At 64.9% G+C, this 26,199-nt stretch carries 24 protein-coding genes; 19 read left to right on the top strand and 5 right to left on the bottom strand.

Going from position 1 to position 26,199, the window contains the following annotated elements:
- The first annotated feature begins 3 nt into the window (after positions 1-3).
- From DIE06_RS26440 to fliR, 8 genes are all read left to right on the top strand, one after another.
- Positions 4-726: an LrgB family protein gene (locus DIE06_RS26440; protein WP_124663904.1), complete on the top strand. Its 723-nt coding sequence runs from the start codon at positions 4-6 to the stop codon at positions 724-726.
- A gap of 202 nt (positions 727-928) precedes the next feature.
- Entirely contained in the window at positions 929-1,465 is a 537-nt protein-coding gene (gene fliL / locus DIE06_RS26435; protein ID WP_124663903.1) for a flagellar basal body-associated protein FliL, read from the top strand.
- Between the two features lie 22 nt (positions 1,466-1,487).
- Positions 1,488-2,486 carry a flagellar motor switch protein FliM gene (gene fliM / locus DIE06_RS26430; RefSeq protein WP_124663902.1) on the top strand — a complete coding sequence of 333 codons (999 nt, stop codon included), beginning with the start codon at positions 1,488-1,490 and terminating at the stop codon, positions 2,484-2,486.
- On the top strand, positions 2,479-2,970 hold the full coding sequence (fliN, locus tag DIE06_RS26425; protein ID WP_124663901.1) for a flagellar motor switch protein FliN: 492 nt from the start codon (positions 2,479-2,481) through the stop codon (positions 2,968-2,970). The genes fliM and fliN overlap by 8 nt, the downstream gene beginning before the upstream one ends.
- Positions 2,967-3,533 (top strand): flagellar biosynthetic protein FliO, encoded by a 567-nt coding sequence (gene fliO, locus DIE06_RS26420; RefSeq protein WP_124663900.1) that lies wholly within the window; start codon positions 2,967-2,969, stop codon positions 3,531-3,533. Before fliN ends, fliO begins: the two co-directional genes overlap by 4 nt.
- 36 nt (positions 3,534-3,569) lie before the next feature.
- Positions 3,570-4,331, top strand: coding sequence for a flagellar type III secretion system pore protein FliP (gene fliP, locus DIE06_RS26415; protein ID WP_124663899.1), 762 nt, complete (start codon positions 3,570-3,572; stop codon positions 4,329-4,331).
- 17 nt (positions 4,332-4,348) lie between these two features.
- Positions 4,349-4,621 carry a flagellar biosynthesis protein FliQ gene (gene fliQ, locus DIE06_RS26410; protein ID WP_006750427.1) on the top strand — a complete coding sequence of 91 codons (273 nt, stop codon included), beginning with the start codon at positions 4,349-4,351 and terminating at the stop codon, positions 4,619-4,621.
- Positions 4,622-4,649: 28 nt separating this feature from the next.
- Positions 4,650-5,432 (top strand): flagellar biosynthetic protein FliR, encoded by a 783-nt coding sequence (fliR, locus tag DIE06_RS26405; protein ID WP_124663898.1) that lies wholly within the window; start codon positions 4,650-4,652, stop codon positions 5,430-5,432.
- A 126-nt stretch (positions 5,433-5,558) separates the two neighbouring features.
- Here fliR and DIE06_RS26400 read toward each other — a convergent pair whose 3' ends face one another.
- The 4 genes from DIE06_RS26400 to DIE06_RS26385 are packed head-to-tail and all read right to left on the bottom strand — an operon-like array spanning position 5,559 to position 7,911.
- Complete coding sequence (locus tag DIE06_RS26400; RefSeq protein WP_260433774.1) at positions 5,559-6,137, bottom strand: CPBP family intramembrane glutamic endopeptidase; 579 nt, start codon at positions 6,135-6,137, stop codon at positions 5,559-5,561.
- A 39-nt stretch (positions 6,138-6,176) separates the two neighbouring features.
- Positions 6,177-6,404, bottom strand: a complete 228-nt coding sequence (locus DIE06_RS26395; RefSeq protein WP_124663897.1) for a hypothetical protein — start codon at positions 6,402-6,404, stop codon at positions 6,177-6,179.
- Between the two features lie 34 nt (positions 6,405-6,438).
- On the bottom strand, positions 6,439-7,581 hold the full coding sequence (locus tag DIE06_RS26390; protein ID WP_124663896.1) for a JmjC domain-containing protein: 1,143 nt from the start codon (positions 7,579-7,581) through the stop codon (positions 6,439-6,441).
- Positions 7,582-7,620: 39 nt separating this feature from the next.
- On the bottom strand, positions 7,621-7,911 hold the full coding sequence (locus tag DIE06_RS26385; RefSeq protein ID WP_124663895.1) for a hypothetical protein: 291 nt from the start codon (positions 7,909-7,911) through the stop codon (positions 7,621-7,623).
- A gap of 201 nt (positions 7,912-8,112) precedes the next feature.
- On the opposite strand from DIE06_RS26385, the gene DIE06_RS26380 reads away from it, so the two are divergent.
- The 3 genes from DIE06_RS26380 to DIE06_RS26370 are packed head-to-tail and all read left to right on the top strand — an operon-like array spanning position 8,113 to position 12,914.
- A complete protein-coding gene (locus DIE06_RS26380) occupies positions 8,113-9,471 on the top strand; it encodes a TolC family outer membrane protein (protein WP_260433773.1) in 1,359 nt (452 codons plus the stop codon).
- A complete protein-coding gene (locus DIE06_RS26375) occupies positions 9,468-10,727 on the top strand; it encodes an HlyD family secretion protein (RefSeq protein ID WP_124663894.1) in 1,260 nt (419 codons plus the stop codon). Before DIE06_RS26380 ends, DIE06_RS26375 begins: the two co-directional genes overlap by 4 nt.
- 39 nt (positions 10,728-10,766) lie before the next feature.
- Complete coding sequence (locus DIE06_RS26370; RefSeq protein WP_124663893.1) at positions 10,767-12,914, top strand: peptidase domain-containing ABC transporter; 2,148 nt, start codon at positions 10,767-10,769, stop codon at positions 12,912-12,914.
- Between the two features lie 391 nt (positions 12,915-13,305).
- On the opposite strand, the gene DIE06_RS26365 is transcribed toward DIE06_RS26370, so the two are convergent.
- Positions 13,306-14,028 (bottom strand): response regulator transcription factor, encoded by a 723-nt coding sequence (locus tag DIE06_RS26365; RefSeq protein ID WP_124663892.1) that lies wholly within the window; start codon positions 14,026-14,028, stop codon positions 13,306-13,308.
- 316 nt (positions 14,029-14,344) lie between these two features.
- Here DIE06_RS26365 and DIE06_RS26360 point away from each other — a divergent pair, with 316 nt between their 5' ends.
- From DIE06_RS26360 to DIE06_RS26325, 8 genes are all read left to right on the top strand, one after another.
- Positions 14,345-15,349: an ABC transporter substrate-binding protein gene (locus DIE06_RS26360; protein ID WP_124663891.1), complete on the top strand. Its 1,005-nt coding sequence runs from the start codon at positions 14,345-14,347 to the stop codon at positions 15,347-15,349.
- A 121-nt stretch (positions 15,350-15,470) separates the two neighbouring features.
- On the top strand, positions 15,471-16,268 hold the full coding sequence (locus DIE06_RS26355; protein ID WP_124663890.1) for an ABC transporter ATP-binding protein: 798 nt from the start codon (positions 15,471-15,473) through the stop codon (positions 16,266-16,268).
- Between the two features lie 58 nt (positions 16,269-16,326).
- Positions 16,327-17,175 carry an ABC transporter permease gene (locus tag DIE06_RS26350; protein WP_409364515.1) on the top strand — a complete coding sequence of 283 codons (849 nt, stop codon included), beginning with the start codon at positions 16,327-16,329 and terminating at the stop codon, positions 17,173-17,175.
- Between the two features lie 77 nt (positions 17,176-17,252).
- Positions 17,253-18,620, top strand: coding sequence for a sensor histidine kinase (locus DIE06_RS26345; RefSeq protein WP_124663888.1), 1,368 nt, complete (start codon positions 17,253-17,255; stop codon positions 18,618-18,620).
- A 12-nt stretch (positions 18,621-18,632) separates the two neighbouring features.
- Positions 18,633-19,310 (top strand): response regulator, encoded by a 678-nt coding sequence (locus DIE06_RS26340; RefSeq protein WP_124663887.1) that lies wholly within the window; start codon positions 18,633-18,635, stop codon positions 19,308-19,310.
- 280 nt (positions 19,311-19,590) lie between these two features.
- On the top strand, positions 19,591-20,721 hold the full coding sequence (locus DIE06_RS26335) for a porin (protein WP_124663886.1): 1,131 nt from the start codon (positions 19,591-19,593) through the stop codon (positions 20,719-20,721).
- Positions 20,722-21,056: 335 nt separating this feature from the next.
- A complete protein-coding gene (locus DIE06_RS26330; RefSeq protein ID WP_124663885.1) occupies positions 21,057-23,075 on the top strand; it encodes a site-specific DNA-methyltransferase in 2,019 nt (672 codons plus the stop codon).
- Positions 23,075-26,110 carry a type III restriction-modification system endonuclease gene (locus DIE06_RS26325; protein ID WP_124663884.1) on the top strand — a complete coding sequence of 1,012 codons (3,036 nt, stop codon included), beginning with the start codon at positions 23,075-23,077 and terminating at the stop codon, positions 26,108-26,110. The genes DIE06_RS26330 and DIE06_RS26325 overlap by 1 nt, the downstream gene beginning before the upstream one ends.
- Positions 26,111-26,199: the final 89 nt, after the last annotated feature.

Genomic DNA, 26,199 nt, shown 5'->3' with positions numbered 1-26,199 from the left:
GCGATGCTTGCGCTGCTGTCGAGCCTGTCCACCGACCAGGTGAATACCGCGATTTCCGTCGGCTGCTTCGTGCTGACGGTCGTCCTGTATGTCGTGTCGAAGCGGCTCTACGCGTACAAGAAGACGCTGCTGTTCTCGCCGCTCGTATTCGTGCCGGGCGTGCTGGCGCTGCTCGTCGTGCTGACCGGCATCCCGTATTCGGTCTACTTCCGCGACACGCGCTGGCTGATGTGGCTGCTCGGCCCGGCAACGATCGCGTTCGCGGTGCCGATCTACGAGTATCGCGACCTGATCCGTCGCCACTGGCTGTCGCTGTCGGTCGGCGTCGCGGTCGGGATCGGCGCGGGCGTGTGCGGGTCGCTGCTGCTCGCGAAGCTGCTGCACCTGTCGCCCGAGCTGCAGCGCTCGCTGATGACGCGCTCGGTCTCGACCCCGTTCGCGCTCGCCGTATCTGACAAGATCCATGCGCCGAAGGACCTCACCGCCCTGTTCGTGATCGCGACCGGCATCTGCGGGATGCTGCTCGGCGAAATCGTGCTCGCGCTGGTGCCGATGCGCACGCGGCTCGCGCGCGGCGCGCTGTTCGGCGCGGCCGCCCACGGCGTGGGCACCGCGAAGGCACGCGAGATCGGCAGCGAGGAAGGCGTCGTGTCGAGCCTCACGATGATGATCGCGGGCGTCGCGATGGTGCTGATCGCGCCGCTGCTCTCGCGGCTGCCGATCTGACGATGCACGGGCGGGGCCGCCGCCCGCCCTTCCCGCCTGGGCCCGATGCCCTGATGCCCGCCAGTCGCCTGCCACACTCCGCCCGGTCGCTTTCCCCGCCGATCGTACCCTGCATCGAGCCGACACCCGGCCGACAATCGGCTGAGATAGCCGCAATTCCCCCCTCTTTTCCGCCCATCGGGCTCGGCCCGGATGCCGAACAATGCATGCTACGAGACATCACGCACGCATTCACATGGCCTCCACGACCGCAAACCCGACTGCCGACAAGCCGGCTTCGTCCGGCAAGTTCAAGCGCATCGCGCTCATCGCCGTCATCGCGCTGGGCGCGGCGGCCGCCGCCGCGGGCGGCATGTACGTGTTCCTGAGCAAGGCCGGCGTCGGCCGTGCGAGCGCGCCCGCCGAACCGGCGCCGCTCGCCGCGCCGGTGTTCTTCCCGCTCGACCCGCTGACCGTCAACCTGCAGTCGGAGGACGGCGTGCAACACTACCTGCGCGTCGGCCTGTCGCTGAAGCTCACCGACCCGAAGGCGCAGGAGCAGCTGACCGCGCGCATGCCGGAGATCCGCAGCCGGATCCTGCTCGCGCTGTCGAACAAGCATCCCGAGGATCTCGCGACGCCGGACGGCAAGCGTTCGCTCGCGCAGGAACTGCGGGAGCTGATCGAGCAGCCGACGCAGCCGGGCAACCAGCGCGCGAAGGTCGACGACGTGCTGTTTACCGAATTCGTCGTCCAGTAACGCGGCCGGAAAAGGAGCGCGCATGGGCCACCAGGAGTTCATGTCCCAGGAGGAGGTCGACGCCCTCCTCAAGGGCGTCACGGGCGAAACCGACGCAGTCGACGAGCACCGCGACACGTCGGGCGTCCGCCCCTACAACATCGCGACGCAGGAGCGGATCGTCCGCGGCCGGATGCCCGGCCTCGAGATCATCAACGACCGCTTCGCGCGCCTGCTGCGGATCGGCATCTTCAACTTCATGCGGCGCACGGCGGAAATCTCCGTGAGCCAGGTGAAGGTGCAGAAGTACAGCGAGTTCACCCGCAACCTGCCGATCCCGACGAACCTGAACCTGGTGCACGTGAAGCCGCTGCGCGGCACGTCGCTGTTCGTGTTCGACCCGAACCTCGTGTTCTTCGTCGTCGACAACCTGTTCGGCGGCGACGGACGCTTTCACACGCGCGTCGAGGGCCGCGACTTCACGGCCACCGAGCAGCGGATCATCGGCAAGCTGCTGAACCTCGTGTTCGAGCACTACACGACCGCGTGGAAGAGCGTGCGGCCGCTGCAGTTCGAATTCGTGCGCTCGGAGATGCATACGCAGTTCGCGAACGTCGCGACGCCGAACGAGATCGTGATCGTCACGCAGTTCTCGATCGAGTTCGGGCCGACGGGCGGCACGCTGCACATCTGCATGCCGTACTCGATGGTCGAGCCGATCCGCGACGTGCTCGCATCGCCGATCCAGGGCGAGGCACTCGAAGTCGACCGCCGCTGGGTACGCGTGCTGTCGCAGCAGGTGCAGTCGGCCGAAGTCGAGCTGAGCGCGGATCTCGCCGAGATCCCGTCGACGTTCGAGAAGATCCTGAACCTGCGCGCGGGCGACGTGCTGCCGCTGGAGATCGCGGAAACGATCACCGCGAAGGTCGACGGCGTGCCGGTGATGGAATGCGGCTACGGCATTTTCAATGGTCAATATGCGTTGCGCGTGCAGAAGATGATCAGCGCAGGCGACACGATGAAGGAAGGTGGATATGAGTGAGCTGAACCCGACGCCCGAACTCGACCCGCAGGCGCTTGCCGACGCGGCGCTCGCGGAATCGGCCGTGGCCGTGCAGGCGGCACCTGCCGCGGTGGAAGAAGAGTCGAGCCTGGACGACTGGGCTGCCGCGCTCGCCGAGCAGAACCAGCAGCCGGTGCAGGCGGGCGCGACCGGCGCCGGCGTGTTCCAGCCGCTGTCGAAGGCCGCGGCCAGCTCGACGCACAACGACATCGAGATGATTCTCGACATCCCGGTCAAGATGACCGTGGAGCTCGGCCGCACGAAGATCGCGATCCGCAACCTGCTGCAGCTCGCGCAAGGTTCGGTCGTCGAGCTCGACGGCCTCGCCGGCGAGCCGATGGACGTGCTCGTGAACGGCTGCCTGATCGCGCAGGGCGAGGTCGTGGTCGTCAACGACAAGTTCGGCATCCGGCTGACCGACATCATCACGCCGGCCGAACGCATCCGGAAGCTGAATCGGTGAACGTCGTGACGTCCGGCCGCCGTGCGCGCCTTGTCCCGGGCGTGGCGGCGGCGACCATTGCCGCGTCGCTCGCGTGCGCGCCGGCCGGCGCCGCCGACATGAACGCGGTGAACCACGCCAGCGCCATCGCGTCGAGCGTGATGGTCGGCTCGGCGGCGCCGTCGCTCGGCGTCGGCGCGGTGCTGCAGACGCTCGTCGGGCTCGCGGTCGTGATCGGCCTCGTGTTCGGCTGCGCGTGGCTCGCCCGCCGCTTCGGGTTCCAGCCCGCGCGGCGCGGCGGCCCGCTGAAGGTCGTGTCGAGCGTCGGGCTCGGCGCGAAGGAGAGCGCGACGATCGTCGAGATCGGCGACACCTGGCTCGTGCTCGGCGTCGCGCCGGGCAACGTGCGGCTGCTGCATACGCTGCCGGCCGGCTCGGCGGTGGCGCCGGCGTCGCTCTCGCCCGACGTCCCCGCCGGCACGGCTTCCGCCGAACCCGGCCAGCCCGGCACGTTCGGCGCGCGGTTTCGCGACGCGCTCGCGGGCGAAGCCGCGAAGCGCCTTGGACGCGGCAAGGACCGCTGACATGGTGTCGCGCCCTCTTTCCGTACTCGCATTCCGATGAAACGCCCATTCCTGCGTCGCGCGGCGCGCTTCGCGCCCGTGCTGATCCTCGGCCTCGCTCCCGCGCTCGCGTGCGCGCAGGCGGCCGGCCTGCCCGCGTTCAACACGAGCCCGGGCCCGAACGGCGGCACCACGTATTCGCTGAGCGTGCAGACGATGCTGCTGCTCACGATGCTGTCGTTCCTGCCGGCGATGCTGCTGATGATGACGAGCTTCACGCGCATCATCATCGTGCTGTCGCTGCTGCGCCAGGCGCTCGGCACCGCGACGACGCCGCCGAACCAGGTGCTGGTCGGCCTCGCGATGTTCCTCACCTTCTTCGTGATGTCGCCGGTGCTCGACCGCGCGTACAGCGACGGCTACAAGCCGTTCTCCGACGGCTCGATGCCGATGGAGCAGGCCGTGCAACGCGGCGTCGCGCCGTTCAAGACCTTCATGCTGAAGCAGACCCGCGAGACCGATCTCGCGCTGTTCGCGAAGATCTCGAAGGCCGCGCCGATGCAGGGCCCGGAAGACGTGCCGCTGTCGCTGCTGGTGCCGGCGTTCGTTACGAGCGAGCTGAAGACCGGCTTCCAGATCGGCTTCACGATCTTCATCCCGTTCCTGATCATCGACATGGTCGTCGCGAGCGTGCTGATGTCGATGGGGATGATGATGGTGTCGCCGTCCACCGTGTCGCTGCCGTTCAAGCTGATGCTGTTCGTGCTGGTCGACGGCTGGCAGCTCCTGATCGGCTCGCTCGCGCAGAGCTTCACGTAAGCGGAGGAGAACGCGCGATGACGCCCGAACAGGTGATGACGCTGGCGCACCAGGCGATGATGGTCGGCCTGCTGCTGGCCGCCCCGCTGCTGCTGGTCGCGCTCGCGGTCGGCCTCGTCGTGAGCCTGTTCCAGGCCGCGACGCAGATCAACGAATCGACGCTGTCGTTCATCCCGAAGCTGCTCGCGGTGGCCGCGACGCTCGTGATCGCCGGCCCGTGGATGCTGACGACGATGCTCGACTACCTGCGGCAGACGCTGCTGCACGTCGCGACGCTCGGCGCCGGCTGAGCGGCGCGCCCGGCTCCGCTCCACCGCGATGTTCTCGGTTACCTACGCGCAGCTCAACGGCTGGCTGACCGCCTTCCTGTGGCCGTTCGTGCGGATGCTCGCGCTCGTCGCGACGGCACCCGTGGTCGGCCACGCGGCCGTGCCGGTGCGCGTGAAGATCGGCATCGCCGCCTTCATGGCGCTGGTCGTCGCGCCGACACTCGGCGCGATGCCGGGGGTCACCGTGTTCTCCGCGCAGGGCATCTGGATCGTCGTCACGCAGTTCCTGATCGGCGTCGCGATGGGCTTCACGATGCAGCTCGTGTTCGCGGCCGTCGAGGCCGCCGGCGACTTCATCGGCCTGTCGATGGGGCTCGGTTTCGCCACCTTCTTCGACCCGCATTCGAACGGCGCGACGCCGGTGATGGGCCGCTTCCTGAACGCGATCGCGATGCTCGCGTTCCTCGCGGTGGACGGCCACCTGCAGGTGTTCGCGGCGCTGGCTGCGTCGTTCCAGTCGCTGCCGGTATCGGCCGACCTGCTGCACGCGCCCGGCTGGCGCACCCTCGCCGCGTTCGGCGCGACCGTGTTCGAGATGGGGCTGCTGCTCGCGCTGCCGGTGGTCGCGGCGCTGCTGATCGCGAACCTCGCGCTCGGGATCCTGAACCGCGCGGCGCCGCAGATCGGGATCTTCCAGATCGGCTTTCCGGTCACGATGCTGGTCGGGCTGTTGCTCGTGCAACTGATGATCCCGAACCTCGTGCCGTTCGTGTCGCACCTGTTCGACATGGGGCTCGATGCGATGGGGCGGGTGTTGCTCGGGTGGCGGTAGGCGCGGGTCATTCGACCCGAGGTACAGGCGCAACCGAGTCATCAGGATTTCGTGTGAGTTCAGGGCCTATCCACCCGGCCAATTGGCGACGAATCTATCGATCGACCCGGGGATGATGCATCCGTGTCAGATGAGGAAACTTGCCAGCGTGTTGCGGGCGGCGTGGGCGGTGGCGATCACCAAAAAGGGATGGCCACCGGGGTAATCACGCAGCACGAAGACCGTTGCGAAAGTCAGCCCTCCCCATAAAGCGACTGCCATGTACAGGATGCTATAGCCGTGCGCTGCACCGAATACAAGAGTCGAAGCGCCGATCGCCGAATAAACGCTCCCACCGAATGTGCGGCGAATCAACCGAATGGGAAGCCACTGGAAGAGGAATGTTTCCACTATCGGTGCAGCGAGCGAGCCAACAAACAGGCGGGTTAATAGGTCGTACTTCACTATTTCAGGCAGCGCACCGGTGGAGGGACCGAATGGCAGTCCGAATACAAATTGGCCGCCCCAAACAAAAACACCGGCGATGTATGTGAGAACGCAAGTCAAAAGCGCGGAAACGAGCACCGGGCCATGCGAGATAGGGCACACCACACGGCTATCAGGGCAGTCTTTCATTGCGATTCGCCACCGATTCATAGGACGATATTTGGATGCAACTTTACAAATAAAAATCTCGAAAATATGCGCGCGGAATTTTCTGTTCAATTTCCGCCCCGCCCCTGCCCGGTACCCAAAGTATCAAGATCACTGACCGTCCGCGTCGTTTCCTTGGTTGTTAAAGTCACCCATGGCGTTGTACATGGTTATATCGTTGACTTCCACTTTATTTCTGGAAATCCAGTCCATGGTATATCTAATTAAATCATATGTCGCATCCATCCCCTTGCTTACAAACCATCCAATAATTGCACCTTGCACCATGCCGTTGCCAGCGCTGACCAGGTTAATTTCACCATCCGTCAAGAGTTCCATCTTATTCTCCAATTCCAATCAGTCAGCCGATCAATCAAATGAGCTCAAGCACATCGATTTCCAGCAATTTCATTATCAACGAATCAAACTCCTCAGCTGGAATTTCGCAAGCACAATCACGCAATTCTTTGTACGAAATAGCCCCCGTCGACGCAAAGATAAACTTGCGCAATTCTTCAAGGTTTTTTCCAATCGGTATTGGTGCGCCATTTATTTTTTCATCAATGGCAATGCCTCTTACCGGTGTATTCACAAGAAATTTCGCCTCCTTATCTAGTCGAAATTTTGACCGAACGGCGTGCAGTTGCAGGCTTGGCTTTGATGCCTCTCTAAAATTACGCCGCCGGCGATCGTTGTAGTTGGCCAGCACATGGTGATCCTCAACAATTCGTGCAAACTCACTTGCCACTACCCTGAGATCGATATCCCGTCTTTCTCCGAGGGGAATCGTCTGCCTGAATGCATCAAAATCGCCAATGATTTCGTTTGCCAGATATTTTATATAGTCCGAAACGGTGGACTCGTGCACGCCCACGGCCAAATGAAAAGTCTCTTCATTCAAGGGAATCGCGGTGTGCCACCATCCTCTCGGTAGATATAGGATGTCTCCGGTCTCTATCGTGACATCCATGTATGGGTCGGCCGGGCATTCGGATTGCCTTCCAGTGCTTCGTTGATTCTTTAGCGGCAATGCATGTGTGGGTTCGTAGATCAACCATCGTTTTCTACCCATCATTTGAACTGCAAAGACACTATGGGTATCCCAGTGCTTTCCAAACGATTCATCTTCTCCGAATGCGATGTATCCGTTCGCAACAGTGTGCTCACCAACAAATCTTGAGATCGACTTGCATATCAATCTTATTTTATACGAAGACAACTCCATCCGATTAAATACAAGAGTTGTTCCATTGCGGAGTTCGTCGTAAAGAACACCCTTTTCAATCCTCCGCCTGACTTGCCCCAGTTCGCCGCAATTTATGATGTATTTTGATTCATCAAGAAACCCACCCTTGTTCAATCTCGGCCCTTGCGTCATCGATTCTCCAATATATATCGCCTCCGACACTTCTTCCCATGACAAAAAATTCTTTTGCAACGCATCTTTGAACAGGATGGGGCGCTTGTCGAGGTAATTTTCAATAAAATGACTGGACGTCATGTTCAACTCAATCACGCTGCATCACCTCCACAAAACGTTACCCGGTCACGGCCACTAAATGACTCGATCGGCATGGAAAAATACAATAATAATTGCAATTACAGAATGAAAGTTCGCCTCCTCTGCATCTGTAAAATATTCCCAAATTAAAATCGAATCCATAGTTAAAAATCCAATTTTTGATGACGTCGCCGCTTCTGAAACAGCGCGCGTCCAAGCGCTGCCAATATGGAAACATTTGTGCTGCCCTCGCAACTGACGAGGCTTGTCGGACGGGGTTGGTTCGCTGGTGTCGGTGTCTCGCTCACACCAGACTTCCTCGGCGTCCGCTTTCCGGACGCGCATACCCGTGCTTTGCACAGCGTGCCGCTATTTCCGCTTGGCATTCAGTCGCATTCCACAATTCGCAGCCGTGCGGGCACCGGCCGGAAATTGGATGAACGACGATATCGTGCCGTCACGGACCCCGGAATAATCCTCTACTTTGCGGCATAACCTCGCCGCGGTTCCCGCAACCTACGGACAGGTAGCGCCGCGCACTGGCAAATGATCTCGACACGATCCTTCCGGCTGATGGCCATTCTCGGCTGGCTCGGTGCCGCCTGGCCCGCGCACGCCGCCAACCTGCTCGACGCGGTGAACGCGGCGCGGCGCTTCGATGCGGGCATCAGCGCGGCGCGCAACGCACAGCTCGCCGGCCACGAGAAGCGCTGGCAAGGTCTTGCTTGGCTGTTGCCCCGCGCCGAGCTCAATGGCAGCTACACGAAGCAGGACCAGCCCACCGCGGCGTATGCGGCGGCGGTCCGCCGTCACAGCGCTTCCGCAACCGTCACGCAGCCACTGTTCGATCTGTCCCGCGTCGCCAATTTCAAGCGTGGCGGCACGCTCGCCGATCAGGCCGACATCGAGTACGAGAAGGCGTCGCAATCCCTGATCACCGAGGTCGCCAGCGCTTATTTCGACGTCCTGTTCGGACGCGAAGTGCTCCAGGCCGCCGAAGCCGCGCGGCAGGCATTCCATAAGCAATTCGACCAAGCACAGGCTGCGCTGAGGATCGGCGACGGCACGCGGACTGACGTCGACGAGGCGCGCGCGAATCTCGACGAAGCGCTGGCGCGCACGGTGAGCGCGCAAACCGATCTGGAGATAGCGAGCGGCACGCTGCAGCGGATGACGGGCTTGATGGCGGCAGAGCTATCGCCAATCTCATGGCAATGCGCGCCGCAGGCCGTGCCGGTCGATCTCGCGACCGCGATGGACAACGCGGCTCGCGACAACGTCGACGTGCGGATCGCTGGCAAGCAGCTCGACCAGTCGCAGGCCGACGTCGTCGCCGCGACGAGCGCGCATCTGCCGGTCGTGAACCTGCAGGCGAGCTACGGCACGAACTGGAGCCGCGGCGCCAACGAGAACGGACTCGATACTGTGTTCGGCACAACATCGAAAACCCGTTCGTCAATGATCGGTGTGACGGTCACGATCCCGCTGTTCGCCAGCGGCGGCCCGCTGTCGGTAAGCCGCGAAGCCTACCGCCGGCGCGATCAAGCACGGGACGCGCTCGAAGATGCACGCCGCAAGGCCCGCGAGCGTGCCCGTGCGGCCTATCTCGGCATCACCAACGGCGTCGCGCTGATCCGCGCGCAGGAACGCGTGCTCGCGTCGGCGGACAGCAAGTTGAAATCGACCCGCGTCGGACGCGAAGTCGGACTGCGCACGCTGATCGACGAACTGAATGCCCAGCAGCACTATTTCGAAGCGATCCGCGATCTCGCCGACGCCCGCTACCGTTACCTGCGTGCGCGACTTCAACTGTCCGCCGCGCTCGGCACGCTCGGCGACGACGACGTGGCCGGTATCGGCTGCCACGCTGCCGGCCCAGCGCCCGCTGGGGGGATCCGATCATGACCGCTTCCTTGTTCCGCAAGGAAGCGCTCGACGCAACCCGGCACAGGCTGATGGGTGCCGTCGGCCTGTACTCGCCACCTTGGCGCTGGCTGATGATCGGCGTCGCGGCCGCGCTGACGTTCGTGGTCGTCGCGTTTTTCGTATTGGGCAGCTACACGAAACGCGAGCGCGTGACTGGTCAGTTGTTGCCGGCGACTGGGCTGCTGACGGTGGCACCGCCGTTGACGGGCACCGTAGTCGCCATGCGGGTCCGCGAAGGACAGACGGTGGCGGCCGGTGCGGAACTGCTGGCTATCTCGGCCGAAGTGGCGACCGAGCTGGGCGGAACGCGCGAGACGGTCGCCCGGCAATTGAAGTTTCAGCGCTCGCGCCTGGAGACCGATCTGACTAGCCAGTCGCAACTGAGCGCCGAAGCGCAGCGCGGCCTGCGGACGCGCGCCGCGGCACTTGGCGACCAGCTCACACAGATCGCACGGCAGAACGCGCAGCGGCTGCGCCAGGCCGAGCTCGCACAACGCCAGCTCCACAAGCTTTGGTCGATGCGTGAGCTGGGCTATGCGTCGAACAGCCAGGTCGAGCAGCAGGAAGGCGTGCTGCTTGACGCGCAGGCGCGACTGCAGGAGCTGGTCCGCCAGCGCCTCGACGTTGGCCAGCAACTCGACCAGACCCGCCAGCAGTTACGCGAGCTGCCGCTCACCACCCGCAACCAGCAGAACGACATCCAGCGCAAGCTCGCGGACGTCGATCAATCGATAGCCGAGAACGAAGCGCGCCGCACGGTCATCCTGCGCGCACCGCAGGCGAGCGTCGTCGCTGCGTTGCTCGCGAAGCCCGGGCAGATTGTCAACGCAGGCCAGTCGGCGGTGTCGCTGTTGCCGCAAGGCGTGCCGCTCGAGGCACAACTGATGGTGCCGAGCCGCGCTATTGGCTTCGTGCGGGCCGGCTCGCGCGTGGTGCTGCGCTACGAAGCGTACCCGTTTCAGAAATTCGGCCAACAGTTCGGGCGCGTGACTGAGGTGTCGCGTACCGCCCTGTCGCCGCAGGAAGTCGCGAATCTGACCGGGCACACCAATGTGCCGGAGCAGTTATACCGCGTCGTCGTCGCGCTCGATCGCCAGGACATCGTCGCGTACGGCAAGCGCGAGGCGCTGCGCCCCGGGATGGCGCTCGACGCCGACGTGCTGATCGACCGGCGCCGGCTGGTCGAGTGGGTGCTCGAGCCGCTGTATGCCCTCGGCAGCCGCATGTCGAGCTGATGCGCGCCCTCAATGCATTCGTTACGGAGCCCCTCAATCATGAAATGGATCGATGCGCTTCAATTCGGCTGGCGCCGCCGCCTGCCAGTGATCCTGCAGACGCAGGCGGCCGAGTGCGGGCTCGCGTGCGTCGGGATGGTCGCGAGCCATTTTGGCCACGACCTCGACCTCATCAGCCTGCGTCGGCGCTTCAGCCCGTCGCTGAAGGGGGCGACCCTCAACGATGTGATGCTGATCGCATACCGGCTCGGCCTCGCTTCGCGCGCGTTGCGGCTCGAACTTGGCGAACTGAGCAAGCTGCAGCGCCCGTGCATTCTGCACTGGAACATGAATCATTTCGTCGTGCTGAAGTCGATGTCGCGGGGCCGGATCACGATCCATGATCCGGCACGCGGGCGTCGCGACTTGCCGCTTTCCGAAGTGTCCGACCACTTCACCGGCGTGGCGCTAGAGCTGACGCCATCGCCGACGTTCGAGCGCACCGAGGCGCGCGAAACGATCTCGATGGTGAAGCTCATCGGCAACGTCACGGGCATCCGCGAGGCGTTCGCTCAGGTGCTGCTGCTTTCCGCGGCGCTGGAAGTGTTCGGCATCGTCACGCCGTTCTACATGCAGTGGGTGATGGACCAAGTACTGGTATCGGCCGACGCGGACCTGCTGACGCTGCTCGGCATCGGCTTCCTGCTCGTCGTACTGTTTCAAAACGCGGTGTCGGCGTTGCGCTCATGGGTGGTGACGTGGTTCTCGAGCCTGCTCTGCGTGCAGTGGCCCCCCAACGTCTGTGCGCACCTGCTCAGGCTGCCGATGGCGTATTTCGAGCAGCGCCACATCGGCGACGTCGTGTCGCGATTTAGCGCGATCAATACGATCCAGGCGACGCTGACCACGCAGTTCATCGGCGCGCTGCTCGACGGCGCGATGGCGATCGCAACGCTTGCGATGCTGTTCGTCTACAGCCCGGCACTCACATGGCTCGTGCTAGGCCTGTTTGCCGTGTATGGCGCGATCCGATGGATCGCGTATCGGCCGTTCCGGCAGGCTAACGAGGAACAGATCGTGTATGCGGCGCGCGCCCAGACTAACCTGCTCGAATCGATCCGCGGCGTGCAGGCGATCAAGCTCGCAAACAAGCAGGAAGCACGCGTCGCCGCCTATGCGAACGCGGTGGTCAACGCCACCAACAAACACGTCGCAATCGAGCGGCTGTCGATCGGCTTCTCGACGCTGCATGGCGTGATTTCCGGTGCGGGCCGCGTGGTGCTCGTCTGGCTCACGGCGAAGCAGGTGCTCGACGGTCAGTTATCGGCCGGGATGCTGGTCGCATTCATTAGTTTTGCAGACCAGTTCATGGCGCGCGGCGCCGGTCTGATCGGAACGCTTATCAACTTCAGAATGCTGCGCCTGCACGGAGAACGTCTCGCCGACATCGTGCTGACCGACGTCGAGGACGACATGGATGCAAAAACCGGCCGATCGCCGGATGTGAGCCGAGTGGTACCTCCCGCGATCGATGTACGCGACGTGCGTTTCCGTTATGCGGAAACGGACCCGTGGGTACTCGACGGCTGCTCGTTTTCGATCGCCGCCGGCGAGTCGGTTGCACTCATCGGGCCATCGGGCCAGGGCAAGACGACGATGGCGAAGCTGCTGCTCGGCCTGCTGACGCCCGAGCACGGCAGTGTGCACATCGATGGTATCGACATCCGTAAATTCGGCCTGTATCCATATCGCGACCGGATTGGCTGCGTGATGCAGGACGACATTCTGTTCGCCGGCTCGATTGCCGACAACATCTGCTTCTTTGATCTGCAGCCCGACGACACGCGAATCGAGGAAGCCGCGCGGCACGCGCAGATTCACGACGACATCGTCGCGATGCCGATGGGCTACCGGAGCCTAGTTGGCGACATGGGATCGTCGCTGTCGGGTGGGCAGCGCCAGCGCGTGCTCCTCGCCCGCGCCTTCTACCGTCGGCCCGCGATCCTCGTACTCGACGAAGCGACGAGTCATCTCGACACAGACAGCGAATCCCTGATCAACGACGCGGTGCGTGGCATGAACGTCACGCGAATCATCGTCGCGCACCGGCCAGAGACGATCCGGAGTGCAGATCGCGCGATCGAAATTGCATATGGCTGCACACGCGAACTGGATATTAACGCCTTGTTCCAGACACAGCCTGCATAGCATCGCTACGCGAATGCTTGCTACGCGCGGCGCCGAGAGATGGGTGATGCCGATCTTCCAGTCATCGACTGGCTTCCGTAGCCGGGCGGCAACGTCGCTGAAGGGGCGCCGACGTGCCCGACGGATACGGCAGAATTCTCGCTGGCATGACGGCGAGCACCGAGACCGGACAGAACCGAATAGGCGCACGGTATGCCATCGAAATCCGCACTTCCGCCATTCAACTGCGCAACCGCGAAGGCTAGCCGGCACTGCTTGGTATACCGTGAGAAATCGGCGAATCGGGTGGCATCGAATCATTGGAGCGTTCCCTTCAACCGCCTCGACGATTGAGACACGCCACGCCGAAGGCACGCCGACGTTCACGGTCACCTGCCGGCAGTGAGTCTCGTCAAATCAGCCCGCTTTCGTACGCATAGCGGATCAGGTCGGTGTTCGTATCGGCCCGTAGCTTTTTCATCGCCGTGTATTTCTGCGTCGACACGGTGCTGACGGAGCGGCCTAGCCTCTCCGCAATGCTCGCGAGCGAATGACCTAATGCGAACAGGCGCACGACATCAAGCTCCTTCCGTGTCAGCCTGGGGAGTGTATCGCCGCCGCTCGCACCGGATTGCTCGACGATCACGCGGACCGTCGGCGAAAAATACCGCGTTTGCCCCGCGCGCACGTGTCGGCACGCACGCACGATCTCGTCGATCCCATCTTCCTTGCTGACGATGGCTTTCACACACAGTCGCAGCGCAGCCGCGAAGATGCTCGGATTTTTTTGCGCGGTCAGCATCACGCATTGCGTACTCGGTGCGACATCGCATAGCTTGCGCAGCAACCTCAGGCCGTCGATCGGTTTGTCGCCCCGACTCATCGAATAGTCGACGACGATGAGATCGACCGCGGAGCGCCTCAATGCGTCGAACAGCTCCTCCCCGCTATTGCAGCAATGCGAGATGAGGAAATCCGGTTCCCATTGTGGCAGGCGCTTCAGCATTTCGATTACGATCGGATGGTCGTCGGCAATGGCGATGGTGGTTAGACTCATTGGATCGTCGAAATGAAATATCAAGTCAGAAGGCGAACCGAACAGATTACGAGGAACCAAAGGCGGCAAGTTGCGCAACGCGATGAGTCCTCGTCGGCCAAGGCTTTTGCCGTGGAGCCATACTTCCGTAGTCGGTCCGGGCTCAATGAATGATTCTTTTCGTGCTTGCCAAAGCGTAATGCTGAGAAATCAGCATAGATAGGCCTGTTGCCATTCCAACCTGCGGCGCAATCCGGCTGGGGGGCGCTCTCCGAGCATTCGCGTCGGATTCGTGGAAAACCCCTAACGGATCCGCCTCCCCGCGAAAGGTTGCAGAAGGTTTCACCTCCCTATACTCGTTAAGACGATGCAGCAAGCATCGCGCCATACGAATACAACGAAGGAGACGACCCCGATGCGACCCATCCTGCGCACCCTCGCCGTTGCAGCCACCCTGAGCTGCGCGCTCGCCGCTCACCCCGCTTTCGCCGACGACGGCGGCAAGATCACGATCATGGTCGGCGGGATCGCGAAGCTGATCTACCTGCCCGCGCGGCTCACGCAAGAGCTCGGCTACTTCAAGGCCGAAGGGCTCGACGTCGAGCTGCTGTCGCAGCCGGCCGGCGTCGACGCCGAGAACGAGCTGCTGGCGGGCGCCGTGCAGGGCGTCGTCGGCTTCTACGACCATACGGTCGACCTGCAGAGCAAGGGCAAGGACGTGAAGGCGATCGCCGTGTTGTGCCAGGTGCCGGGCGAGGTCGAGATGGTGTCGACCAAGGCGGCGCCGACGTTCAAGTCGATGGCCGACGCGAAGGGCAAGACGCTCGGCGTGACGGGCCTCGGCTCGTCGACGAGCTTCCTCACGCAATACCTCGCACTGCAGCACGGCGTGCAGTCGACGCAGTACACGATGCTGCCGGTCGGCGCCGACGCGAGCTTCATCGCCGCGATCAAGCAGGGCCGTATCGACGCCGGCATGACGACCGAGCCGACGGTATCCGCGCTCGAGAAGATGGGCGACGCGAAGGTGCTGGTCGACCTGCGCACGCTGGAAGGCACGCGCGCCGCGCTCGGCGGCACCTACCCGGCCGCGAGCCTGTACGTGCAGTCGGCGTGGGCCGATTCGCACAAGGCCGAAGCCACCAAGCTCGCGCACGCGTTCGCGAAGACGATGCAGTTCATCCACACGCACAGCGCCGACGAAATCGCCGCGAAGATGCCGGCCGACTACCAGAAGGACAAGGGCCTGTACGTGGCCGCGCTGAAGGCATCGCTGCCGATGTACACGGCTGACGCGAAGATGCCGGCCGACGGCCCGGCGACCGTGCTGAAGGTGCTGTCGGCGTTCAATCCGTCGGTGAAGGGCAAGCACATCGACCTGGCGCGCACCTATACGAACGATTTTGTGAACGCGAAGTAATCGATATCGGTACAGGCGCCGGCGGCGGCGATCCCGCCGCCGCGCGTTCCCCGTTCCGGCCCGGCTGACCGGCCCGGCGTCGCCACGATGCGGCGCCCTCCTCACCCGCAGGACGAATGCGATGACCCAGGCAGTTTCCCCTAGCACACCGGCGATCGAGTTTCGCAACGTGTCGTGCCGCTTCATTTCGCCGGAAGGCAAGGCTACCGTCGCACTGCGCGACTTCAGCATGAGCGTCGCGCGTGGCGAGTTCATCGCGATCGTCGGGCCGACCGGCTGCGGCAAGTCGACCACGCTGAACATGATCACCGGGCTGCTCAAGCCTGTGTCGGGCGAGGTGCGCGTGATGGGCCGCCCGGTCGACGGGATCGACCCGCGCATCGGTTTCGTGTTCCAGGCCGACGCCGTGTTCCCGTGGCGCAACGTGATCGACAACGTCGCGGCCGGCCCGCTGTTTCGCGGCCGCTCGAAGGACGTCGCGTACACGCAGGCCGAGGAATGGATCCGCAAGGTCGGCCTCGACAAGTTCACGAAGCACTACCCGCACCAGCTCTCCGGCGGCATGCGCAAGCGCGTCGCGCTCGCGCAGACCTTCATCAACCAGCCGGAAATCCTGCTGATGGACGAGCCGTTCTCCGCGCTCGACATGCAGACGCGCACGCTGATGCAGGACGAGCTGCTGCAGCTCTGGTCCGCGAACAAGGGCTCGGTCGTGTTCGTCACGCACGATCTCGAGGAAGCGATCGCGCTCGCCGACCGCGTGTTCGTGCTGACCGCGCGCCCCGCGACGCTCAAGCGCGTGTACGAGATCGACCTGCCGCGCCCGCGCGTCACGTCCGAGATCCGCTACGACACACGCTTCATCGAAATTTCCAAGGACATCTGGCACGACCTGCGCGAAGAAGTGCAGATCGGCTGACGCATACGCCGCACGGCAAGCAATGGCAAGAAACTGCAAGGACAGGAGCATGACCGACATGACGCTTCCCACTACCGCCCTTCCGGCGCCGACGCTCGAGGACGACGAGCGCGCCGCGCAACGCCGGCTGCGCCGCCGGCGCAACCTGATCGTCACGCTGCGGATCGCCGTGCTTGTCATCGTGCTGGGCGGGTGGGAACTCGCCGCACGACTCAAGTGGATCGATCCGTTCTTCTTCTCGATGCCGTCGCTGATCTTTGCGCAGATCCAGGACTGGTTCGTGAACGGCACGTCGCAGGGCCCGCTGCTCACGCAGGTGTGGGTCACGCTCGAGGAAACCGGCATCGGCTTCCTGATCGGCTCGGTCGCCGGCGTGATCTGCGGGATCGTGCTCGGCCGCAACAAGCTGATGGCCGACGTGTTCGGCCTGTACATCCAGATAGCGAACTCGATCCCGCGCGTCGTGCTCGGCTCGATCTTCGTGATCGCGCTCGGCCTCGGGATGGCGTCGAAGATCGCGCTGGCCGTCGTGATGGTGTTCTTCGTCGTGTTCGGCAACGCGTTCCAGGGTGTGCGCGAAGCCGACCGCTACCTGATCGCGAACGCGCAGATCCTCGGCGCGTCGCGCCGGCAGATCACCACGTCCGTCGTGATCCCGTCCGCACTGAGCTGGATTCTCGCGAGCCTGCACGTAAGCTTCGGCTTCGCGCTGGTCGGTGCGGTCGTCGGCGAATTCCTGGGTTCCAAGCAGGGCATCGGCCTGCTAATCTCCACCGCCCAGGGCGCGTTCAACGCGAGCGGCGTGTTCGCGGCGATGATCGTGCTGGCCGTGGTCGCGCTGGCCGCCGACTATCTGCTGACCTGGCTCGAGAAGCGCTTGCTCAAGTGGCGCCCCGCCGCGTTCTGAGCAGCGCACGCATCATCGGATGACACACCCGAACCGCGCCGGTTGCCCCCGGCGCGGTTCGGCATTGAGGAGACGGAATGGCGCACAGCCTGCGCGGGCGGCTCTTGTGGTGGCTGCTGCTGCCGCTCGCGGCTTTCGTGCTGATCGCGGGCGCGATGTCGTACGACACCGCGCGGCGCACGGCCGGGCTCGTGCAGGACAGCGCGCTCGTCGCATCCGCGCGCACCATCGGCGAGGACGTCGAATGGCGCAACGGGCGGCCGGCGGCCGACGTGCCGCCGGCCGCGCTGGAAATCTTCGAGTCGCCGTCGGGCGATTCGGTGTTCTACAAGGTGATCGACGGCCACGACCGGCTGCTCGCGGGCAATCCCACGCTCGCGGTCCCGGCGCGGCATGGCGTCGAGCCGACGCTGTACGACACCTCGCTCGACGGCGTGCGGCTGCGCGCGACCGCCTACGATCGGCAGCTGTACGACGAGGGGCAGATCGAGACGGTCACGGTCGTCGTCGCGAAGACGACGCGCTCGTACGACGCGATGGTCGCGACGATCTGGCGGCCGCAGCTGATGCGCCTGTCGCTGATGCTGGTGCTCGCGATCGTGCTGGTCTATCTCGGCCTCACGCTCGAGCTGCGCCCGCTGATGAAGCTGAAGGACGACGTCGCCGACCGCGGGCCGATGGAACTGGAGCCGATCCGCCCGGAGCGGCTGCAGCACGAGCTGCGGCCGATCGTCGACGCGATCAACCAGTGCATCGCGCGGCTGAACACACACACGGCCACGCAGCGCCGCTTCATCGCCGACGCCGCGCACCAGCTGCGCACGCCGATCGCGGTGCTCGACACGCAGATCCAGTACGCGCAGCAGCGCGACCATGACGATCGCGAGCTGGCGTCGGTGCTCGACAGCATGCAGCGCAGCAGCCGCAAGATGGCCGACGTGACCGACAAGCTGCTGCTGCTCGCGCACGCGGAAGCGACGCCGTCGACGCTGCTCACGCATCGTGTCGATCTCGCCGCCGTCGTATCGAGCGTGCTCGAGGAAACGATCGTGCTCGCGCAGCAGCGCGACATCGACCTCGGCGCCGATCTCGGCGAACGGCTCGACGTCGCGGGCAGCGACAGCCTGCTGACCGCGCTGGTGATGAACCTCGTCGACAACGCGGTGCGCTATACGCAGCCGGGCGGCTGCGTGACGGTCGCCGCGCGGCGCGACGGCGACGCGGTCGTGCTCGACGTGGTCGACAACGGCCCCGGCATTCCGGCCGAAGCGCGGCCGCACGTGTTCAAGCGGTTCTACCGCGTGTCGGCCGACACCGAAGGCTCGGGCCTGGGCCTCGCGATCGTCCGCGAGATCGCGCAGGCGCACGGCGGCAGCGCGACGCTTGCACCGGGCCCCGGCAATCGCGGTATCGTCGTGACTGTGCGGCTGCCCGCGTACGATTGAAGAGAAGTCGTCATGAAACTCCTGCTGGTCGAAGACAACGCCGAACTCGCGCACTGGATCGTGAACCTGCTGCGCGGCGAGGATTTCGCGGTCGACTGCGTCGGCGACGGCGAACGCGCCGACACGGTGCTGAAGACCGAGCGCTACGACGCGGTGCTGCTCGACATGCGGCTGCCGGGCATCAGCGGCAAGGAAGTGCTCGCGCGATTGCGGCGCCGCAACGACAACGTGCCGGTGCTGATGCTGACCGCGCACGGTTCGGTCGACGACAAGGTCGACTGCTTCGGCGCGGGCGCCGACGACTACGTGGTCAAGCCGTTCGAATCGCGCGAACTGGTCGCGCGGATCCGCGCGCTGATCCGCCGCCAGGCCGGTGTCGGCACGACCCAACTCGTGTGCGGCGATCTCGTCTATGCGTTCGGCACGCGCGAATTCCGTTGCGGCGACACGGTGCTCGCGCTGCGCCGCCGCGAGCATGCGATTCTCGAAACGCTGATCCTGCAGCAGAACAAGACGGTATCGAAGGCGCGGCTGATGGACAGCGTGTTCGCGCTCGACGACGAGCCGAGCGCGGATGCGATCGACATCTACATCCACAGGCTGCGCAAGCATCTCGCGGGCAGCACGGCCGAGATCATCACGCTGCGCGGGCTCGGCTACATCCTGCGCGCAAAGAGCGCGCAGGACTAGCGGGTGTTGTTGCGCCCATCCAACATCGATTCGTAGCGCGAAACGTCGTTCAAATCTGCCGGAAGCCCGCCGGGCGGCGTTCCGGCGGCCTGCCTGCTCCGCGATTATTGCGCGTTCGGTGTTTTCACCGATCCGATTCTTTCCTCCGGGAAAGCGGCGTGAAGGATTTCACGCTCTACGATGCTATGCGTCGGCCCTCTCGCTGTGGTCGGCAATATCCGGCATACATAACGTACTGCCAACAAACAGATTTCAATGCGGCAGCTCGGAGGAGACGATCTTGAAACGAAAAACCCTTGCCCTTTCCATCGCGGCGGCAGGCCTGTGCGCCGGCACCCAGGCGCATGCGCAGTCGAGCGTGCAGCTCTACGGCCTGATGGACCTGAGCTTTCCGACCTACCGGACCCACGCCGACGCGAACGGCAACCATGTGATCGGCATGGGCAACGAAGGCGAGCCGTGGTTCAGCGGCAGCCGCTGGGGCCTGAAAGGCGCTGAAGACATCGGCGGCGGCACGAAGATCATCTTCCGCCTCGAAAGCGAATTCGTGGTCGCGAACGGCCAGATGGAAGACGAAGGCCAGATCTTCGACCGTGACGCATGGGTCGGCGTCGAGGACGAGCGCTTCGGCAAGCTGACGGCCGGCTTCCAGAACACGATCGCGCGCGATGCATCGGCGATCTACGGCGATGCGTACGGCTCCGCGAAGCTCACGACCGAGGAAGGCGGCTGGACCAACTCGAACAACTTCAAGCAGATGATCTTCTACGCGGCCGGCCCGACCGGCACGCGCTACAACAACGGCGTCGCGTGGAAGAAGCTGTTCAGCAACGGCATCTTCGCGAGCGCCGGCTACCAGTTCAGCAACTCGACCTCGTTCGCGACCGGCTCCGCGTATCAGGCCGCGCTCGGCTACAACGGCGGGCCGTTCACCGTGTCGGGCTTCTACAACCACGTGAACCACAACGGCTTCCGGAACCAGACGTTCTCGGTCGGCGGCAACTACGCGTTCAGCATCGTGCGCCTGAATGCCGGCTACTTCCGCTACAACGGCGACCAGGGGCCGCTCGGCCAGCGCCACGACGATTCGTGGACCGTGTCGATGAAGATCGCGCCGAAGGGCGCGCTCGACTACGAGCTCGGTTATCAGCAGATGCGCATCAAGAACGCCGCGTACAACGCTGACGGCTTCACGCCGAACGCGAACCTCGGCGCGTTCAGCCTGACCAACGGCGTCGGCAACGGCTTCAAGGAGACGATCTACGGGTCGGTGTTCTACCACCTGAGCAAGCGCACCGAGCTGTACCTGGCCGGCGACTACATGAAGCTGCATGGCGGCTACAAGGTGTCGTCGACGTTCGGTGCGAAGAACCAGCTCGAACTGACGTCGGGCATCCGCACGCGCTTCTGACCCGAAGCGGGGCCCGTCGGGCCCCGCCCTACCCTCCGTTCGGGATTTCTCCATGCGGGCACGCCGGCGCATTGCGCCGACCGTGCCCTTTTTTTCATCGTTTTCGGCCCGCGCGACGTCCCCGGAAAGCGCCCGCTGGCCGGCGCTGCGACAACCGGCCCGAAGTCGCTTGCGGCCCGTCGGGCGGGCGATCGCGGCCGATGCGCGCACGATCGCCTCACATCGGTGCTTGACCTGCGCCGACCGACTCGCTAGCGTTTCGGGTTTGCCCGGGTGGCCATTGCCGCCGGTGCCGTGAGTGCGCCCGACGTCCTGGCGCACGCGGCCGGGCTCCGATGGAAAAAACGATGCAGAAACTCGATGCGGCGAGCCCGCAGGCGATGTCGACGGATTTCACCGCCGACAACGTCGCGCGCCTGAAGGCGCTGTTCCCCGAACTCGTGACCGAAGGCCCGCACGGCGCGTCGGTCGACGTCGACGTGCTGAAGGCGCTGATCGGCGAGCGCACCGTCGGCGACGCCGACGAGCGCTACGGCTTCCACTGGCACGGCAAGCGCAGCGCGCGCCAGGCCGCGCTCACGCCGTCGACGGGCACGCTGCGTCCGTGCCCCGGCGACAGCGTCGCATGGGACGACACGCGCCATCTCGTGATCGAGGGCGACAACCTCGACGTGATGAAGCTGCTGCACAAGAGCTACGCGGGCAAGGTGAAGCTCGTCTACATCGACCCGCCGTACAACACCGGCAGCGATTTCGTCTATCCGGACGACTTCAGCGACAGCATCCGCCACTACCTGGCGATGACGGGCCAGACCGACGGCGGCGTGAAGCGCAGCACCAACACCGAGGCAAACGGCCGGTTCCACACGGACTGGCTGAACATGATGTATCCGCGCCTGAAGCTTGCGCACGCGCTGCTGTCCGACGAAGGGCTGATCGCCGTGCACATCGACGAGCACGAGGTGCATGCGCTCGTGCTGATGCTGCGCGAGATCTTCGGCGAGGAGAACGAACTCGGCGTCGCCGTGTGGGACAAGCGCAATCCGAAGGGCGATGCGCGCGGCGTCGCGTACCAGCACGAATCGCTGGTGCTGTTCGCGCGCAACGCCGAGACGCTGCTCGAGCAGGCGCCGCTGAAGCGCCCCAAGCGCAACGCGCAGCGCATGCTCGATGCCGCGCACGACGCGGTGTACCGCAGCGGCAACGCGAAGGATGCGCAGAAGGCCTACCGCGCGTGGATGAAGGCGCAGACCAACCTGTCCGGCGGCGAAGTGATGTACGACCGGCTGTCGGCCGACGGGCGCGTGTACCGCCTCGTGTCGATGGCGTGGCCGAACAAGAAGAAGGCGCCGGAAGAGTATTTCACGCCGCTGATCCACCCGGTCACCGGCAAGCCGTGCGCGATGCCGGCGCGCGGCTGGCGCAATCCGCCCGCGACCATGCAGGCGCTGATCGAGCGCGGCCAGATCGAGTTCGGCCCGGATGAAACCACGCAGCCGCAGCGAATCTACTACCTCGACGAGAACATGTATGAGAACGTGCCGTCGGTGCTGCCGTTCGCCGGCTCCGACGACGCGTTGCTGAAGACGCTCGGCATCCCGTTCGACCAGCCGAAGCCGGTCGATTTCACGGCGGCCGTGATCGGCTGGTGCACGCGCGGCGACGACATCGTGCTCGACTGCTTCGCCGGCTCCGGTTCGACCGGCCACGCGGTGATGCAGGTGAACGCGACCGACGGCGGCGCGCGCCGCTACATCCTCGTGCAACTGCCCGAGGCACTCGACCGCCGCGACAAGACGCAGCTGGCGGCCGCCGACTTCTGCGCGAAGCTGAAGAAGCCGCTGACGCTCGCGGAAGTGACGAAGGAACGCCTGCGCCGCACCGCGCAGCAGGTCGCGCGCGACTATCCGGAAAGCTATGGCGACCTCGGTTTCCGCGTGTACCGCCTCGACACGACCAACGTGATCGAATGGGACCCGCGCCGCGACGACTTCGACCATGCGCTGTTCGCGTCCGTCGAGCACGTGAAGACCGGCCGCAGCGAGGACGACCTGCTCGCCGAGCTGACGCTGAAGCTCGGCCTCGATCTGTGCACGCCGGTCGAGCATCACCCGGTCGCCGGCAAGACCGTGCACCTGATCGGCCGCTCGATCGTCGCGTGCTTCGATGCGCGCATCTCGCGCGACGACGCGGGCCCGCTCGCCGACGGCATCGTCGAACTGCTCGACGCGACCGGCGCGACGCGCGACGTCACGTGCCTGTTCCGCGACAGCGGCTTCGTCGACGACGTCGCGAAGCTCAATCTCGCCGCGCTGCTCGAACAGCACGGCGTGAAGCGCGTGCGGAGCCTGTGATGCGGCTGCATTTCGAAGCGGATCTCGACTACCAGCGCGAGGCGATCGACGCCGTCTGCGACCTGTTTCGCGGCCAGGAATCGTATCGCGGCGACTTCAGCGTGCTCGCGAACGCCGCGCCCGGCACCACGGCCGCCGCGCAAGGCTCGCTCGGCTTCGCCGTGTCGGAGCAAGGCGTCGGCAACCGGCTGTCGCTGACCGACGACGCGCTCGCGCGCAATCTCGCCGACGTGCAGTTGCGCGGCGGGCTGCCGCCGTCCGGCCTGCCCGGCTCGCGCGACTTCACCGTCGAGATGGAGACCGGCACCGGCAAGACCTACGTGTACCTGCGCACGATCTTCGAGCTGAACCGCCGCTACGGTTTCACGAAGTTCGTGATCGTCGTGCCGTCGATCGCGATCAAGGAAGGCGTGCACAAGACGCTGTCGATCACCGAGGACCATTTCCGCGCGCTGTACGCGGGCGTGCCGTACGACTACTTCCTGTACGACTCCGCGAAGCTCGGCCAGGTGCGCCACTTCGCGGCGAGCGCCGCGATCCAGATCATGGTGATGACGGTTGCCGCGATCAACAAGAAAGAGATCAACAACCTCTACAAGGACAGCGAGAAGACCGGCGGCGAGAAGCCGATCGACCTGATCCGCGCGACGCGGCCGATCGTGATCGTCGACGAGCCGCAAAGCGTCGACGGCGGGCTCGAGGGGCGCGGGCGCGAGGCGCTCGCCGCGATGGCGCCGCTCTGCACGCTGCGCTATTCGGCGACGCACGTCGATCGCCACCACATGGTGTACCGGCTCGATGCGGTCGACGCGTACGAGCGCAAGCTCGTCAAGCAGATCGAGATCGCGTCGGCGATCGTCGAGGATGCGCACAACAAGCCGTACGTGCGGCTCGTCGGCGTGTCGAACCGGCGCGGCGCGATCAGTGCGCGCATCGAGCTCGACGCCGCGACCGCGGCCGGCGTGAAGCGCCAGATCGTGTCCGCGACCGACGGTGATGATCTCGAGCGCCTGACGAAGCGCGCGCTGTACGCGGGCCTGCGGATCGGCGAAGTGCATGCGGTGAAGGGCGCCGAGTACGTCGAGCTTCGCCATCCGGAAGGCGAGGCGTTCCTGTCGCTCGGCGAGGCGTTCGGCGACATCGACACGCTCGCCGTGCAGCGCGAGATGATCCGCCGCACGATCCGCGAGCATCTCGACAAGGAATTGCGCCTGGCCGAACGCGGCGTGAAGGTGCTGTCGCTGTTCTTCGTCGATTCGGTCGAACGCTATCGCCGCTACGACGAGAACGGGATGCCCGTGAAGGGCGACTACGCGCTGATCTTCGAAGAGGAATATGCGCGCGCGGCGCGCGTGCCGGCCTACCGTGCGCTGTTCGACGGCGTCGACGTCGCGCTCGAGGTCGAGCGCGCGCACAACGGGTACTTCTCGATCGACCGCAAGGGCGGCTGGACCGACACGAGCGAGAGCAGCGCCGCGGCTCGCGAGAACGCGGAGCGCGCGTACGGCCTCATCATGCGCGAGAAGGAAGCGCTGCTGTCGTTCGACACGCCGCTGAAGTTCATCTTCTCGCACTCGGCGCTGAAGGAAGGCTGGGACAACCCGAACGTGTTCCAGATCTGCACGCTGCGCGACATCCAGACCGAACGCGAGCGCCGCCAGACGCTCGGCCGCGGGCTGCGTCTCGCGGTCGACCAGGACGGCGAACGCGTGCGCGATGCGGGCGTGAACACGCTCACCGTGATCGCGACCGAGCGCTACGAGTCGTTCGCGGAGAACCTGCAGAAGGAAATCGAGGCCGATACGGGCATCCGTTTCGGGATCGTCGAGGAACACCAGTTCGCGGCGCTGCCCGTGCAGGAAGGCGACGGGCCCGCGCATGCGCTCGGCGTCGAGCTGTCGCGCGTGCTGTGGGCGCACCTGCACGAGCAGGGCTACGTCGACGCGCAGGGCAAGGTGCTCGACCGGCTGAAGGATGCGCTGCGCCAGAGCGCGCTCGTGCTGCCCGAGGCGTTCGAATCGCTGCGCGCGCCGATCGTCGCGACGCTGCGCAAGCTGTCGGGCCGCTTCGCGGTGCGCAATGCGGATGAGCGCCGCGCGATCGCGTTGCGGCGCGACACGTCGGGCAAGGCCGTCGTGTTCGGCGACGACTTCCGCGCGCTGTGGGACCGTATCCGCCATCGCACCGTGTACAGCGTCGAGTTCGACAACGCGAAGCTCGTGCGCGACTGCACGGCCGCGCTGCGCGACGCGCCGGACATCGCGCGCGCACGGCTGCAGTGGCGCAAGGCCGAGATCGACATCGGCAAGGCCGGCATCGAGGCGATCGAGGTCGGCGGCGCCGGCACGGTGCTGATCGACGAAGGCGAGCTGCCGCTGCCCGACCTGCTCACCGAACTGCAGGACCGCACGCAGCTCACGCGCCGCTCGCTCGCGACGATCCTGGCCGACAGCGGCCGGCTCGACGATTTCCGCGTGAATCCGCAGCAGTTCATCGCGCTGGCCGCCGATGCGATCAACCGCTGCAAGCGGCTCGCGCTCGTCGCGGGCATCGCGTACCGGAAACTCGGCGAACGCCACGTCCATGCGCTCGAGTCGTTCGAGAGCGAGGCGCTGACCGGCTATCTGCGCAACCTGCGGCCCGATGCGCGGAAGTCGATCCACGAGGCCGTCGTGTGCGAGACCGACGCGGAGCGCGCGTTCGCCGATGCGCTCGAAGCGCACGACGGCGTGAAGCTGTACGCAAAGCTGCCTGCATGGTTCCGCGTGCCGACGCCGCTCGGCAGCTATCACCCCGACTGGGCGGTGCTCGCGGAGCAGGATGGCGGCGAGCGGCTGTATTTCGTCGTCGATACGCCGAATGCCGACGGCGACGTGACGAGCGAGCACGAGCGCGCGAAGCTCGCGTGTGGCGAAGCGCATTTCCGGGCACTGGTGGATGGAGGAGACGCGGCGCGGTTCGTGCGCGTCAGGCAGGCCGATGCGTTGTTCGAGCCTGTTGCATCCGTCGCGCCGCTGGCGAGCGCGGGGCGCTGAAACGAAGGGCGGCGACGAGCCGCCCTTTTTTCATCGAGCGGGCCGCAGATGCTGCTGCGATGGCGGGCTCCACGGGGACGAATCCGTCT

It is taken from the genome of Burkholderia sp. Bp8998, assembly GCF_003854235.1.
Lineage (GTDB): Bacteria > Pseudomonadota > Gammaproteobacteria > Burkholderiales > Burkholderiaceae > Burkholderia.
The sequence above is the reverse complement of the archived record's forward strand: the minus strand, read 5'-3'. Positions and strand labels throughout refer to the sequence as shown.